Here is a 15,377-nt window from a genome sequence, read left to right on the forward strand (position 1 = left end):
ATAACGCACTCTGAGGACAATCATGGATGCTGAATTGAGCCACCGCTTAACGCGGTTGCTGGACCACGTAGAACATTGGTTGCCGCCTGCGCCGACCCAAGTGGATTGGGATAAGCATGTGGCGGCTATTTGGCAGCGCCATCCGTTAGGTGGTCGCTTGGTACCCGTGCCACCGCGCGACACGATGACACTGGATGACCTGCTCGGCATCGAGCGTCAAAAATTAGCTTTAGTCGATAACACTCGTGCGTTTTTGCAGGGGCTACCTGCTAACCATGGCTTACTGTGGGGATCACGTGGCAGCGGGAAGTCATCGGTAGTCCGCGCGCTGCTTAACTCACTGGCGGATGACGGGCTGCGCTTGATTCAAGTGGACCGCCACGATTTGGGTAGTCTGCCGATATTGGTAGAGCAGCTGCGCGATACGCCACATCGTTTCGTGGTGTATTGCGACGATCTTTCGTTTGAAGGTAATGATGATGCTTACAAGGCGCTAAAAAGCGTCTTAGACGGCGCTTTAACGGGGCCGCCGGAAAACGTTTTGTTGTATGCCACTTCTAACCGCCGCCATTTATTGCCGGAATCCATGGATGACAATAGCGGTACGCGTCTTGTCGGTGAAGAGCTGCATCACGGTGACGCTGTTGAGGAAAAAATCTCGTTGTCGGATCGCTTCGGCTTATGGTTAGGTTTTCATCCTTTCAGCCAGGCGACTTACTTAGAGGTCTGTGAGCACTGGGTAACTCGTATTGGTGATAAGCAGGATTGGAGTGATGCTGCACGCGCAGAAGCGGTTCGTTTTGCCACGCTAAGAGGAGGGCGTAGTGGCCGAACGGCTTGGCAGTTTGCAGCCCAGTGGGTGGGTCGCAAACGGCTTCATGGAGGAAGTCGTCAGGCTTAACGCACAGGTGTTAACTGGCCGTCGGCGCCTACGTTCAGGCGAATGGTCGGCGTTAAAAGCCCTGCAGGTAATGTCATACCCAGTCCACGCAGGTCTCCTGGCGTGATAGCAAGCTCACTGCCAGGCGGTAGTGAGCCCTGGGTGGCTAACTGACTGGCGAGTTCTAGCATTGGCATCATACGCTGGGTGTCGGTAGCCAGGATGTCAAACGATACCGGTAGACGTAACGTTGAGTCTTCCCCTGAGGTTAGTGTTACATTCTCTTGATATTGGCCTTGCACTGGGTCGACCCCCGGCATATCGAGCATCCAACGGAAACCTGACATCTCAACAGCGGGCATACCGGTAGGTAAGCCAAGGCCCATCGCTAAGGTGGCCTGAACAGGCAAGCTGCCAGCGCCAAGGCTAGACGCAAGCAAACTTGTCAGATCGCTAGTATCAAGCCCTGCTTGCACGTTATAAGGGCCAATACGCACCTCTTCAATGCCCAGCGATGTTACTGCCAAGCGAAAGGCAAATAAGCCTGTTTGGGGCAGGGCAAGGCAACCTGCTAGCAAGCTTGCCATTAGCAGCAAGAGCAAGCCGCGCCCGCGTTTAATTGCGTAGTGCATTAATATCCCTCCTAAGAAGGGCAATAGGTATGAGTGGCGATTGCCGAAAAACGCGGCTATTTGAGGGCTAGTGCGGATAGCCGTCAAGCAAATTTACTCGATAATGGGGGCTATCAACCAAAACGCCTGCTGATCAGAGTCAGCAGGCGTTTGATAGATCAATGAGTTAGCTTCAGCGGCGGCTTTTACGTGCTTCTTTAGTACGGTTGAGCTCGCGTTTTTTGGCTTTCTCTTTATCGCTTGCCCCGGCCATGTGGTCAAACGGGTTGCTACCCGAGCGGAACTCAAAGCGCATTGGTGTGCCGCGAACCTTCAACACTTTACGGAAGGTGTTGGTTAGATAGCGGCGATAGGCTTCCGGCAATGATTCAGTCTGGTTGCCATGCACGACGATGATAGGCGGATTGCTACCACCTTGGTGTGCCATGCGCAGTTTGATGCGCCGGCCGTTAACCATGGGCGGCGGGTGCTGGCTGACCGCATCTTGGAGCAGCGTGGTCAATCGGTTAGTCGACCAGTGAGCGTTCGCAGCATTGAAGGCTCGTTCGATCGAAGGATAAAGATCACCCACAGCGGTGCCGTGTAGGGCGGAGATAAAATGCATCTCGGCATACTCGGCAAAGCCCAAGCGGCGCTTAATTTCTGCGCGCATTTTCTCTTTCGCTTCGCTTTCCAGTCCGTCCCACTTATTGACGGCCAGTACTAACGCGCGGCCAGTGGTTAGCACGTAATCTAGCAGGTGGAGATCTTGCTCAACTAAACCGCTGCGCGCATCCAGTACCATGACCGCGACGTGACACTCTTTGATTGCATCAAGGGTTTTGATAATGGAAAACTTTTCAGCAATCTCGCGCACGTTTTTGCGTCGCCGAATGCCTGCAGTATCAACCAATACGTAAGGCTTGCCACGACGCTCGAACGGGATTTCAATCGCATCGCGGGTCGTGCCTGCCTCATCAAATACCACAACGCGCTCTTCACCCAACAGCCGATTAACCAGTGTGGATTTGCCCACATTGGGACGGCCAATAACGCCAATGCGAATGCCTTTGGTGCCCGTATCCCCAGGAATGCTAGGATCGCGTTCGGGAAACGGCTCCAGCACTGTGTCAATAAGCAGTGAGACATTGCGGCCATGGGCGGCAGCAATAGGCCATGGGTCGCCAAGCCCTAAGGTCCAGAAGTCGGCCATGGCCGAATGCTCTTCCAGCCCATCGGTCTTGTTGACCACCAGCCAGGTTTTTTTCTGATTAACGCGCAGGTGATTCGCAATGGCTTCATCTGCCACGTTAAGCCCCGCGCGAGCATCTACTAAGAACAGTACAATATCGGCTTCATCAATGGCGGCCAGGGACTGCTCGGCCATTGCCGCATCAATCCCTTCTTCATCACCGCTGATACCGCCGGTATCAATCACCGTATACGCTTTGCCGCCGAGCATTCCGTTTCCGTATTTACGGTCGCGGGTAAGGCCAGGAAAGTCCGCTACGAGCGCATCGCGTGAGCGGGTTAGGCGGTTAAACAACGTCGATTTGCCCACATTGGGCCGACCGACTAAAGCAATGACGGGTGTCATGGAGTTACTTCCAGGGTTTCCAGGCGACCATTATTGGCCTGGACATGAATGGTGCTGCCTTCAGTGGCAGGACGCACGCTAATGCCAGATTTATGCACGCGCGTACGGCCTACTATGGTGCCTTCGCGGGCATCAAGTAGATGAACGTAGCCTTCGAAGTCACCGACCACCACGCGGCCATTTGCAAACGCAGGGGCGGTTAAACGACGGTCTTCCAGATCATCGTTACGCCACACTTCCTGTCCATTGTCGGCATTCAGGCCTACGACGTGGCTATCATCAGTGACGACTAGCAGAATATTACCTACCAAAATAGGCGTATGGCGGCTAGATATGTTGCTTTCCCATAGAACGCCACCGCGGGTTGCTTCCAAAGCGACAACGCTACCGTTATAGCTAGTAACGAAGAGTCGACCGTCGGGAGTTACTACCGGCTGGCCGGCAAGATCAACCAACCTGTCGACGTCGCTACGTCCGCGGGGAGTCGCAATTTGTAATTCCCACAGTGGCTGACCATTGCGGTTATCTAATGTTGCTAGTCGTCCGTTAGCAAAGCCAACAAAGCTTACAGGATCAATGACCATTGGCGTGCCGGTACCCCGAAGGGTGAGCGCCGGTTGGGGGCTAGCGTATACCCAACGCTCTTCGCCAGTGACGCGATCGAGCGCGGTAATTTGGCCGTCAACGCTCTGCACCAGTAGTAGCTGCTGATTCGCTTGAGGTGCTGCCAGCACTTCACTGGAAACCCGTGAGCGCCAATTGACACTGCCGTCGCGCTGATCCAGGGAAATAACCTCGCCGTTACGAGTGCCTAAATAAACCTGACCTGCAATAGCGTTAAGCGCGCTTGAGATAGGCGTATCCAGCTCGATTTCCCACTCACGGTTGCCGTTATTGGCGTTAAAGGCGGCGACCAATCCATTGGCATCCGCAGCAAATACGCTGTCGCCTTCGCGAGCCGGAGCAATGGGGTAGCGGGCACGACCAAGACCATCGCCTACGTCTCTGTCCCATACCTCATCAAGCGTTGAGGTTGCTGTAAAACTACGCAGCTCTTTAGGCGAGTCAGCCGGTTCGCCTTTACTGGCACAGCCTGCTAGCAAGGCGAGTGCAACAGCGCCAACGGTAATGCGCACAGACGGCTTTGAAAGTAGCGATTTGGGAAGACTGGTCATGATCATTGTGTCACCTCTTCGACGCCGAGATCGTCAAGCTTGAGCTGTACGCCGTAAAGCGCCTGATTCTGGGTTTGGGCCAGTTCAAGCGCAGTTTGCCAAGCATCTCGCGCTTGTTTTGTTTGGTCTAGCGCCGCGTAAGCATCGCCGCGAACATTGGCCCGCTGAGCTGCCAGGGCATCGCTAATCGACTCATCTAACAAGCTCAAGGCGGCTTGTGGATCACCGTTGGCAATTTCAATACGCGCTAATCTCAACCATGCGAGACTTTTCACATAGCGCCGAGAGGAGTCGCCAGCCACGTTCTCAAGGGCACTTTTCGCGGCTTCAAGATCACCTTGTTGAACGGCTAAACGTGCTCCTAGCAGCTGTGCTAGCTCAGCGTAGAGGGTATCGCCATGGTCACTGGTGATGTCAACAATGAGCTCACGGGCATTGGCTAACTGATCATCCGCCAACGTGTTACCCGCGGTCATATTGACGAGTTGCTGATAACGCACGGAGGCGGCTTCTGCCTGGCCTTCTTGATAGTTTTGCCATGCATTCCAGCCAAACACACCCGCCGCAGCAAGAACAGCCCCTGCTATGAGAGAGGTTCCGTTCTCTTTCCACCAGCGTTTAATTACCTCTAGCTGTTCTTCTTCGCTTCTCAGCTCCGCCACGGGCGGCCTCCTGTTCTTTAGCCCAGCCGCAGGGGCGGCTGGCGAGTGTTCGTCTGCCAGAGAGTAGGCAGTTAAGTTAGTGGGGCACTAGGTTTTGCAGTGTCGCGCTGAGCTCAGCCTGAGACACGCGCAACTGTTCGCGATCATCACGCAGGAACTTAAGCGTTACGGCTTGCTCTGCTAGCTCATCTTCGCCCAATAAGACGGCAATCGGTGCGTTGCTTTTGTCCGCTTTTTTCATACGGCTTTTAAAACTGCCGCCACCACAGTGTAACTGCAACCTAAGGGTTGGCAGCTCACTACGTAGTTTTTCAGCCAGGGTGAGGGCGACAATAGTAGCGTTGTCATCCATGGGTAGCAGATAAACATCGCAGCCACCTAGCGCTTCTTCTGGAATCAGCTCTAATGTTTCCAGCAGCAATATTAAGCGCTCGATACCCATGGCAAAACCGACCGCTGGCGTGGGCTTTCCGCCTAGCTGTTCAACTAGGCCATCGTAGCGACCGCCTGCACATACCGTGCCTTGGCTGCCTAGGGCCGTGGTTGTCCACTCAAATACCGTACGGCAGTAGTAATCAAGACCGCGTACCAAACGTGGGTTAACAACGTAATTAATGCCTGCTGCATCCAGCATTGCTTTGAGTTGTTCAAAATGTGTCCGCGACTCATCGTCCAAATGATCCATCAACTGCGGCGCACCGTTGAGCATTTCCGCCATCGCTGGATTCTTGGAGTCCAATATGCGCAGTGGGTTGCTGGTGAGGCGACGCTTGGAGTCATCATCAAGGACGTCGTGATGCTGGTCAAAATAAGCGACGAGTTTATCGCGATAGGCCGCGCGCGCCTCTGCGGAGCCTAGGGAGTTAAGCTCTAGCGTTACATGTTCCAGTAAGCCTAGCTCTTGCCATAGGCGCGCTGAAAGCAGAATGACTTCCGCGTCGATATCCGGTCCATCAAAGCCGTACGTTTCTACGCCTACCTGATGAAATTGGCGATAGCGGCCTTTTTGCGGACGTTCGTGGCGGAACATCGGGCCTTGATACCATAACCGTTGCGTTTGGTTATGCAGCAGGCCATGTTCCATCGCTGCCCGTACACAGCTAGCCGTACCTTCGGGCCTCAGCGTGAGGCTGTCACCGTTGCGGTCATCGAAGGTGTACATCTCTTTTTCGACAATGTCGGTGACTTCACCAATAGAGCGAGCAAATAGCGCCGTCTGTTCAACAATGGGCGTACGGATTTCATCAAAGCCATAGCGATGCATCAGCTGACGCACTTTGGCTTCAAAAAATTGCCAGCGGGGGCTTTCGCTGGGCAATAAGTCATTCATACCACGGATAGCTTGAATTTTTTTTGCGGCGGACTTGCTCAATGAAAACTCCTTGTATGGGAGACAACGCTGAGGCGGGAGAAGAAAGCTTATGCCCGCCCAGATTGGGTATCACTTGCTCGGCTTTTTAAATGCTACGAGCAATCATGTCGTCTTCTTGCTGCTGTTTTTGGCGAACTTTCTCGCGGATTAGCTTTTCCAGGTCATCCACCAGGTGGTCGTTACGCAGCTTGCTAGCGGGCTTGCCATCGATGTAAACCAAATTGGCAGGAGAGCCACCGGTTAGGCCAATATCGGTTTCTTTTGCTTCACCCGGGCCATTAACGACGCATCCAATCACCGACACGTCCAGTGGGGTCATGACGTCTTCAAGCCGCTCTTCTAGCTGGTTCATGGTGCTGATAACATCAAAATTTTGCCGTGAGCAACTGGGGCAGGCAATAAAATTAATGCCTTTGGCTCGCAGTCTTAGGCTTTTAAGCATGTCAAAGCCGACTTTGATTTCTTCTACCGGGTCGGCGGCGAGCGATACGCGAATCGTGTCACCAATGCCATCCATTAGCAGCATGCCAAGGCCAATCGACGACTTCACCGTACCCGAACGCAGGCCGCCAGCTTCGGTAATGCCTAGATGGAGTGGCTGCTCGATACGGGTAGCCAGATCGCGGTACGCTGCTACCGCCATAAACACATCTGAGGCTTTGACGCTGACTTTAAATTCTTGAAAATCAAGCCGGTCCAGGTAATCAATATGGCGCATGGCCGACTCCACTAACGCTGCGGGAGTGGGCTCGCCATACTTTTTCTGAAGATCTTTCTCTAGCGACCCGGCATTGACACCAATACGAATCGGTATGCCGTTATCGCGGGCAGCATTAACAACCGCACGTACGCGATCTTCGCGGCCAATGTTACCTGGGTTAATACGCAAGCAGTCGACACCTAATTCGGCGACGCGCAGGGCAATTTTGTAGTCAAAATGAATGTCTGCCACCAGTGGGACATCGACCCGCTGCTTAATTTTGCCAAAACTTTCAGCGGCGTCCATATCGGGTACTGAAACGCGGACGATATCGGCTCCCGCGGTTTCTAACTGCTGAATTTGTGCCACGGTGGCATCAACGTCCAGCGTATTGGTGTTGGTCATACTCTGAACAGCAATAGGTGCATTACCACCTACGGCCACATTGCCAACGTGAATTTGACGCGAGAAGCGGCGTTTAATCGGAGAAGGGGCGTGCATAAGACGGGTCACTCTCCCAATGTAAAGCGGGCAACGTTATTGGCACCGGCGCGCTGGACAAGGTTAACGTCCTCGCCTTCATAGCGCAGCTCTACGCCGGTGGCATTGCCGATAGTTAAACGAAAAGGCGGTTCGCCCTCAACACTTGCTGTGGTGCCAGGCGTTTGCAGACCAACGAACACCCGTTGGTTATTGGCATCAAAGATTTCAGTCCACGACTGCTCGTTAAACGTAAGTTCAAGCAGGTTCGGGTTTGTGGCTGGCGCTGTTTCGGTCGTGGTGTCTTCACTATCAGCGGCGGTATCTGTTTGTTCAGCGGTATCGGTAGAGGTTAGCTCAGCAGCTTGTGTCTCTTCGGCAGATGTAGGCGACTCAGAGGCTGACTCAATGGCAGCCGTTGCGGCGTTAGCCGCTCCCTCATCGACTCCCTCGGCTGTGCCGGTTTGTTGTGCGGGGGCACTGTTAGATAGCTGAGGTGTGGCAACCAGCGCTTGTTCCGTCGCTGGTGTTGCATTGTCGGCTGGCATGTCGCTGGAACCACCTTCTTCTAGAGAAGGGTTGCTCCCCATGCTGGGGGGCTCACTGCCGCCACGGCTTTGCCACCACATTACCGTGACGGCAATTAAGGCAACAATGACGAGTAGGGTGACTAGCTTAAATAACCATGCGCCAATACGCGATGGTGGCCGAGTGACTGAAACAGGGGTCACTCGGCGATCTGTCTCTGTATTCCCATGGCTAGCTTGGTAGGCCTCAAGCACTAAACGATCATCCATGCCTAGGTACTTGGCGTAAGCACGTAAATAGCCCCGGCGATAAGCGGCAACAGGGATTTCTTCGTAGTTATCTTGTTCTAAACCGTCGACAACCGCCGGGCGTAAATTAAGCGCCCGTGCGGCATCGGTAAGCGGTACGCCGAGTGCTTCGCGTTGACGTGAGAGAAGCTCGCCGGGTGAGGCAGTTGGGCTAGAGGTCGTAACATTATCGTATGATTGTGTATCGCTCATAGCTGAGCATCCTTCAATAATTAGGTGGCCAGGGCACCGTTAGTCAATATTCAATAAGCGTTGGTAGTTCGCAGCCGCAGCGTGATCACCACGGGCGTGGGCGATGTCGATCGCCATTTCCAACGCGACTGGATCTTGCCCGGCCAGCTGCAAGTAACGCTGCAGCGGCTCCCAGGCTTGACCATCATTGCCCTGTGAAACTTCAAGTTCGGCTAATAATAAATATCCACGCGGGCTACGTGGATCAATGCTCACGGCACGCAATAGGCGTTTGCGTGCTTCATCAATATTGTCGGCTGCCAAATAACACTGCCCTAAATTAGTAAATAGCTGGGCACGATTGGCATATTGGGCATCATGAGATGCTATTTCTAACTGTTCGCAAGCGGCGTTGAACTGCCCCTGCTGATATAAAAACGCTGCGTAATTATTACGCGCACGTGTTAAAGAGGGAGCTATGTTAATCGCTTGCTGAAAATAGCGATTTGCAAGCTCATTTTCACTCTGCTGTTGATAGACCAGCGCAAGCGCCTGAAGTGCCTCGGCGTTGCGTGGATTAATTTCAAGCGCACGATCAAGCGCGCTGAGCGCGCGGGTTAAGTTGTCGCGTTCTAAGTAAGCAACGCCTAGCTGGGTGTAAGCGTCTGCAGCGCCATCGCCTGCCTGCGAAGACGTGCTATCTGAAGTGGCACAGCCAGCTAACAACATGCTGCTTACTAGCACACACAGCATGTGACCCCGGGATGGGTAAAGCCGCCAGCGGTGACCGATCATGTACACCCTCTTGTAGTAATCGTCTTCAAAGAACCGTCTTCAAAGAGCCATCTTCCACGAACCGTCTTCAAAGTACTATCTTCCAAGAGCCATCTTGCAGTGACCATTAGACGCGTCGTTAGCCGACAAACTTGGGCGCTTGTGGCCGTTTGAAAACGTGTCCATCAAAGCGCCGCACTCGACGGAAGTCAAGATAGCGGTGGTTTAGTCCGCATCAAGCTGTACAGACTGAATATAGCGCGCACTTCGCTTAGTGCGGTCTTTCACCTTTCCTACCAGCTGGCCGCAAGCAGCGTCGATATCGTCGCCCCGGGTAATGCGTACAGTGGCGTTATAGCCCAGGTCGTATAACCACTGCTGAAAGCGCATCACTTGGTTGCGTGAGGGCTTTTCGTAGCCTGAGTTAGGAAACGGGTTGAACGGTATTAGGTTGATTTTGCAGGGCAGTTCTTTTAACAGCGCCGCCAGTTGCTCGGCATGCTCCTGCTGATCATTGACATCTCTAATGAGCGTATATTCGATGGTAACCTGACGGTTATCCGGGCATTTGGATAGGTAACGGTGACAGGCATCCAGCAGCGCGCGAATATTATATTTACGGTTGATCGGTACCAGCTCGTTGCGTAGTTCATCAGTAGAAGCGTGCAACGAAATGGCTAAGCTTACGTCGATCTCATCGCCAAGCTTATCTATCATCGGCACAACGCCAGACGTGGAAAGCGTGACGCGGCGTTTGGAAAGTCCGTAGCCGTTGTCGTCGAGCATCAGCTTCATCGCTGGCACGACGTTATCAAAGTTAAGCAGTGGCTCACCCATCCCCATCATGACTACGTTAGTCACCGGGCGATTAGCAGTATCGCGACGCGGGCCTACGCTACGCTGGGCGACCCAAACTTGGCCGATAATTTCGGCAGCGGTTAGGTTGCGCTGAAAGCCTTGTTTGCCCGTTGAGCAAAAGCTGCAGTCTAATGAACAGCCTACCTGGGAAGAGACGCATAGCGTCCGGCGTTTACCGTTTTCCGCCGGAATCAGCACCGTTTCCACGTAGCTGCCATCTTCTACTTCCAGAACCCACTTGCGTGTGCCGTCGTTGGACGTGCCTTCATAGACAACGCTAGGACCACGAATCTCCGCTAGCCGAGCCAGTTTTTCACGCAGCGGTTTGGATAGATTCGTCATGGCAGCAAAATCATCGCTACCTTCCTGGTGAATCCACTTCATTAGCTGAGCAGCGCGAAACTTCTTTTCGCCAATCGACAAAAAGAAGTCTTCCATCTGCTCGCGAGACATGCCCAGCAGGTTCTGGCGCTCTGGCGCATTAGTGGCGGCAGGTTCGCTTTCGGTCGAGGAAAAAGAGGCAGGCGTATGTTGAGCTACGGTAGTGGTCATGGCGGTCAGCGTTCAGAGAAAAGGCGGGGGCATAGCCCCCGCGAAAATGGCCGGCAACGGATGTTGAATCGGCGGCACGCTTGGTTTAGCGCGGGCAAATTTCGTCGTTACCGAAGAAGTAGCTAATTTCGCGCTCAGCGCTTTCCGGAGAATCAGAACCATGGACAGCGTTGGCGTCGATTGTTTCCGCAAAGTCAGCGCGGATAGTGCCAGGTGCCGCTTCTTTCGGGTTAGTAGCTCCCATCAGATCGCGGTTTTTAGCAATAGCGCCTTCGCCTTCCAGTACCTGAACAACAACCGGGCCAGAGGTCATGAAGCCAACCAGGTCTTTAAAGAAAGGACGCTCTTTATGCTCGGCGTAGAAACCGCCTGCTTTTTCTTCAGAAAGATGAACCATCTTCGCAGCAACAACTTTCAAGCCTGCTTTTTCAAAGCGAGAAATGATGTCGCCAATCGCATTTTTAGCAACGGCATCAGGCTTGATGATAGAAAGAGTACGTTCAATTGCCATGGTGGAATCTCCTTAAGAGGCATAAAGCAGAAGTGCCGCCCCGGAAAGCCGAGGCGGCGCAGGAAAAAAGAGTCGGCAGGGCTGTGGTGCATTACCGATTGCCGAGTGGCCGCGATTATAGCGCCTCAAGGGGGTGATGAATACCGGTGATGCAGCGCTAAACGCTTAGACCGTGAAGCTTTCGCCACAGCCGCACTCATCTTTAACGTTAGGATTGTTGAAACGGAAAAAGCGATTCAGCCCTTCGCTTACGTAGTCAACTTCACTACCGTTGAGTATTTCTAGCGCGTCTGGAGCGATATACACGCTAGCGCCGTGCTCCTCAACGTGAATTTCGTCATCGCTTACCTCATCGGCAAAGTCGAGTACGTAGCTATAGCCTGAGCAGCCACTAGGCTTTACAGAAACGCGCAGCCCAAGCCCTTGGCCACGCTCATCGAGAACGTGACGGATTTGCTGAGCAGCAGCGGGGGTGATGTTGAGAGTTGCCATCGGGCGTCCTCCTTCAAAAAGTCGGTAGGTTGATTGCCAAGTGTGGCATCAGCCGTTTAACGCGTTGAGCGGAGTCCGCTTAACGCGTGGCGCAGTAGTGTCAGCGCATGATCAATGTCGTCGTCAGTGGTGAAACGCCCAAAGCTAAAGCGTAGCGATGAGAGTGCCAGGGCGCGCGATGTGCCGATTGCCAATAAAACGTAAGAAGGGTCGACGCTAGCAGAGTTGCAGGCAGATCCGGTTGACACAGCAACGTCGCGCAGCGCCATCAATAGAGATTCACCGTCTACCCCTTTAAATGCCAGGTTGATAATATTGGGAACGGCATTTTCCAGCGGCGAGTTGGCAACCACACCCTCAATATCTTCTAGCCCTTTTAGGAAGCGCGCGTGTAGCTGGGCAATGTGAGCTCGATCTTCCTGGTGATGGCTTTGCATTAGCGCAAACGCTTCACCCATACCGGCAATTTGATGAGTCGGAAGCGTGCCAGAGCGCATGCCTCGTTCGTGGCCGCCGCCATGGATTAGTGCTTCTATGCGTATATCTGGATGGCGTTTAACGTAAAGCGCGCCAATGCCCTTGGGGCCATAAGCTTTATGTCCAGATAGCGACATTAAATCAATTTGTTGCGCCACCACATCTAATGGAATGCGTCCCACTGCTTGGGCTGCATCAGTATGAAAAACAGCCCCAAATTCATGGGCAACCTCTGCCAGCGCCGCTATATCATTAATGCTACCCAGTTCGTTATTGACCGCCATTAATGACACGAGTGCCGTGTCGTCTCGCATAGCGGCACGCAACTGTTCTGGCGAGGTACGCCCGTCCTGCCCAGGCGTCAGCCAGGTCACTTCAAAACCTTCGCTTTCCAGGGCGTTGGCGGTATCCACGATTGCTTTATGCTCAATGGTAGACGTCACCAGATGCATGCCGCGCTCACGATTGGCGCGCATATAGCCAATTAGCGCTAGATTGTTGGCCTCAGTGGCACCGCTGGTCCAAACCACTTCACGTGGGTCCGCGCCAATGGTGTCGGCGACTTGACGGCGAGCTTGCTCTACCACTTGTTCCGCCTGCCAGCCTAACATGTGGCTGCGCGAGGCAGGGTTGGCAAACAGCTGATCAGCGGTTAAATAGCGCTGCATGACGTCGGCCACACAGGGATCTACCGGTGTGGTTGCGGCATAATCCAAATAAATCGGCAGCGAAGGGGAGGAAGTCATCGTCATAGAGTCCAACGTGCGGTGAAAGCCGTTAAGGGGATGAGGCGAGAATGCCTGCTTCAACGCGTTGCTTTTGCCGGGAGGCAATGCGTATAACATCGGGGCGCTGCATCAGTTGTGCAAGGCTGGTGTCATCAAGGAAGTTACGAATCTGCCCTGATAGGTCACACCACAGGTGATGGGTTAGGCAGGTGTCGCCTTGTTGGCAGTCTGAAAGCCCCTGGCAACGTGTTGCATCCACGGTCTCATTAACGGCATCAATCACTTGAGAAACGCTGATGTCTTCGGCTGGTTTAGCCAGTAGATAGCCACCACCAGGACCGCGTACGCTGCTAACGAGGCCCGCTCGGCGCAGGCGCGCAAATAGTTGCTCAAGATATGAGAGCGAAATTTCCTGACGCTGAGAAATATCCCCCAAGCTGGTCGGGCCTTGAGGGGTATTTATCGCCAAATCAAGCATGGCGGTAACGGCGTAACGGCCTTTAGTGGTCAAGCGCATGACAGGCACCTCGACGCTGAACCTCAGCGCACTTACGGCAAATGTAGCGCCATTATGGAAATCCTGAGTGCTTTGGTCAACTATTGCGCGATGTCGTTGAATCAGAGGTTGAGTCAGCTGCTGCGTCAGATGGTGATTTAGCCGTTGAATCAGGAGCGGTTTGCTGCGTACTGGCGGCGGCTGTCTCGGTCGCCTCGGCGTTGGCTTTTGGCTCGGAACTGTGTTTGCCAACCCCTGGGCAGCCTGTGTCGTTTTCATCAAGAATGTCGGCGAAATCTTCATCACGCAGGGCCGGGAGTTGGCCGTCGCGATAGCTGGCATCTAATTTACGCAGTGTCGAGCACATACGTTCAATGCGCTCATCCACGGCGTGCATGTGATCAAGCATCGCCTGCATCGAGCGTGCCACAGGGTCGGGCATGTCCTGACTAACACCGTAAGCATCGAAGCCAAATTTTTGGCAAATCGCTTCGCGGCGAGCCGGGTCAACATCTAACGCTTCCTCCACATCGGGGTCGGCGCGCTTAACGATCTTACCGGGAATACCCACCACCGTTGCGCCGGAAGGTACTTCTTTGGTGACCACCGCATTAGAGCCAATTTTAGCTCCCGCGCCTACGGTGAACGGGCCAAGGATCTTAGCGCCAGCACCAACAATCACACCATCTTCGAGCGTAGGATGACGTTTACCCTTATTCCAACTGGTGCCGCCTAAGGTAACGCCTTGATAAAGGGTCACGTTATCGCCGACTAACGCTGTTTCGCCAATCACTACGCCCATGCCGTGATCAATAAAGAAGCGGCGGCCAATAGTGGCGCCAGGGTGGATCTCAATGCCGGTCAGCCAGCGGGAAAACGTCGATAGCGTTCGCGCCAACCATTTAAAATTTTTCTTCCACAGCCAGTGGCCACAGCGGTGAAGCAGAAGGGCGTGCAGGCCGGGATAGTTGGTCAGCACCTCAAGAAAGTTACGTGCCGCTGGGTCGCGGTCGAATACGCTGTTAATGTCTTCACGCAGGCGTTGAAACATGGGTGATCCTTGGGCGTTAAAGGGCGGCAGTTATAAGCTCTTGGAATATGGGGCTGGGAATATGGTACTTAAAATATAGTTAGTTCAATGCAGCGCGGCGCCAAAAAAATGATGTTGGGGCGCGTCGATGCGACTTCAAGCTTCGGTTGCCCAAGCCGCAGCGGTGGTCAGCGCTATGGACGATGTTTGTCGGTCGCTTTTTCGGTTGCCGAAAGAATGCCACGCAGAATATTCATCTCCATTTTTTCAGGGCGAGCGCGTAGGTATAGACGACGCAATCTTGCCATCAGTTGGCGCGGCTGTGCAGGGTCATGAAATTCAATGGCTATCAGCGTGCGCTCCAAATGCTCAAAGTAGCGCTCTAGTTCGGCATGGGTGGCTAGCGCATCATCCGGTTCTTCAGCGGCGCTAACGCTATCCTGTTGGCTTAGCCATGCCATGCGGCACTCATAGGCAATCACCTGAACGGCGGCGGCCAGGTTTAGTGAACTGAAATCCGCATTGGTGGGAATATGCACATGGGCATGGCAACGCTGCAGCTCGGCATTGGTTAAGCCACTGTCCTCGCGGCCAAATACCAGAGCGACACGTGCATTGTCGGGCTGGCACTCGCTGGGCAGGCGCTCGGCCAGCGCGCGTGGGGAAATCATTGGCCAGGGTAGCGTGCGCGAACGGGCGCTAGCGCCCACGGCGAGCGTGCAGTCAGCAACGGCGTCTTCAAGAGAGGTATGAACGTTTGCCTGATGAAGCAGATGGTCGGCTCCCGACGCGCGTGAAATGCTGTCTTGGGTAATCACCTCACAGCGCGGCGCCACTAGGGCTAAATCGGCTAAGCCCATGTTGTGCATGGCGCGGGCGACGCCGCCAATATTACCAGGATGGCTAGTGCCAATAAGAACAATACGGATGCGCTCAAGCATAATGGGCTCGGTAATCAAGTGCGGAAAACGCGCA

At 53.9% G+C, this 15,377-nt stretch carries 16 protein-coding genes; 1 reads left to right on the forward strand and 15 read right to left on the reverse strand.

All coding sequences use genetic code 11. The features are described from left to right. The first annotated feature begins 22 nt into the window (after positions 1-22). Entirely contained in the window at positions 23-901 is an 879-nt protein-coding gene (locus IR195_RS03255; RefSeq protein ID WP_206048734.1) for an ATP-binding protein, read from the forward strand. On the opposite strand, the gene IR195_RS03260 is transcribed toward IR195_RS03255, so the two are convergent. From IR195_RS03260 to trmJ, 15 genes are all read right to left on the reverse strand, one after another. Further along, positions 898-1,512: a hypothetical protein gene (locus IR195_RS03260; protein ID WP_206048735.1), complete on the reverse strand. Its 615-nt coding sequence runs from the start codon at positions 1,510-1,512 to the stop codon at positions 898-900. The two genes, IR195_RS03255 and IR195_RS03260, sit on opposite strands and share 4 nt — an antisense overlap. Before the next feature lie 172 nt (positions 1,513-1,684). Beyond that, positions 1,685-3,088, reverse strand: coding sequence for a ribosome biogenesis GTPase Der (gene der, locus IR195_RS03265; protein WP_206048736.1), 1,404 nt, complete (start codon positions 3,086-3,088; stop codon positions 1,685-1,687). Further along, the gene (gene bamB, locus IR195_RS03270; RefSeq protein WP_146944756.1) at positions 3,085-4,269 is read right to left on the reverse strand and encodes an outer membrane protein assembly factor BamB; all 1,185 of its coding nucleotides are present in this window, start codon (positions 4,267-4,269) and stop codon (positions 3,085-3,087) included. Before bamB ends, der begins: the two co-directional genes overlap by 4 nt. Continuing rightward, complete coding sequence (locus IR195_RS03275) at positions 4,266-4,925, reverse strand: YfgM family protein (protein WP_206048737.1); 660 nt, start codon at positions 4,923-4,925, stop codon at positions 4,266-4,268. Before IR195_RS03275 ends, bamB begins: the two co-directional genes overlap by 4 nt. 76 nt (positions 4,926-5,001) lie before the next feature. Continuing rightward, entirely contained in the window at positions 5,002-6,297 is a 1,296-nt protein-coding gene (gene hisS, locus IR195_RS03280; protein ID WP_206048738.1) for a histidine--tRNA ligase, read from the reverse strand. 85 nt (positions 6,298-6,382) lie between these two features. Then, positions 6,383-7,498 (reverse strand): flavodoxin-dependent (E)-4-hydroxy-3-methylbut-2-enyl-diphosphate synthase, encoded by a 1,116-nt coding sequence (gene ispG, locus IR195_RS03285; protein ID WP_146944750.1) that lies wholly within the window; start codon positions 7,496-7,498, stop codon positions 6,383-6,385. Between the two features lie 8 nt (positions 7,499-7,506). Next, positions 7,507-8,505, reverse strand: a complete 999-nt coding sequence (locus IR195_RS03290; protein WP_206048739.1) for a RodZ domain-containing protein — start codon at positions 8,503-8,505, stop codon at positions 7,507-7,509. A 39-nt stretch (positions 8,506-8,544) separates the two neighbouring features. Next, positions 8,545-9,279, reverse strand: a complete 735-nt coding sequence (gene pilW / locus IR195_RS03295) for a type IV pilus biogenesis/stability protein PilW (protein WP_125745621.1) — start codon at positions 9,277-9,279, stop codon at positions 8,545-8,547. A gap of 204 nt (positions 9,280-9,483) precedes the next feature. Then, positions 9,484-10,668, reverse strand: a complete 1,185-nt coding sequence (rlmN, locus tag IR195_RS03300; protein WP_125745623.1) for a dual-specificity RNA methyltransferase RlmN — start codon at positions 10,666-10,668, stop codon at positions 9,484-9,486. 85 nt (positions 10,669-10,753) lie between these two features. Beyond that, complete coding sequence (gene ndk / locus IR195_RS03305; RefSeq protein ID WP_038481458.1) at positions 10,754-11,179, reverse strand: nucleoside-diphosphate kinase; 426 nt, start codon at positions 11,177-11,179, stop codon at positions 10,754-10,756. Positions 11,180-11,344: 165 nt separating this feature from the next. Beyond that, on the reverse strand, positions 11,345-11,671 hold the full coding sequence (locus IR195_RS03310; protein WP_125745625.1) for a HesB/IscA family protein: 327 nt from the start codon (positions 11,669-11,671) through the stop codon (positions 11,345-11,347). Between the two features lie 56 nt (positions 11,672-11,727). Next, entirely contained in the window at positions 11,728-12,894 is a 1,167-nt protein-coding gene (locus IR195_RS03315) for an aminotransferase class V-fold PLP-dependent enzyme (RefSeq protein ID WP_206048740.1), read from the reverse strand. Positions 12,895-12,925: 31 nt separating this feature from the next. Continuing rightward, positions 12,926-13,393: a Fe-S cluster assembly transcriptional regulator IscR gene (gene iscR / locus IR195_RS03320; RefSeq protein WP_038481467.1), complete on the reverse strand. Its 468-nt coding sequence runs from the start codon at positions 13,391-13,393 to the stop codon at positions 12,926-12,928. A 76-nt stretch (positions 13,394-13,469) separates the two neighbouring features. After that, a complete protein-coding gene (cysE, locus tag IR195_RS03325) occupies positions 13,470-14,423 on the reverse strand; it encodes a serine O-acetyltransferase (RefSeq protein ID WP_146944744.1) in 954 nt (317 codons plus the stop codon). 173 nt (positions 14,424-14,596) lie between these two features. Next, a complete protein-coding gene (trmJ, locus tag IR195_RS03330) occupies positions 14,597-15,343 on the reverse strand; it encodes a tRNA (cytosine(32)/uridine(32)-2'-O)-methyltransferase TrmJ (protein ID WP_125745631.1) in 747 nt (248 codons plus the stop codon). Positions 15,344-15,377: the final 34 nt, after the last annotated feature.

The organism is Vreelandella venusta (assembly GCF_015689495.1).
GTDB lineage: Bacteria > Pseudomonadota > Gammaproteobacteria > Pseudomonadales > Halomonadaceae > Vreelandella > Vreelandella venusta.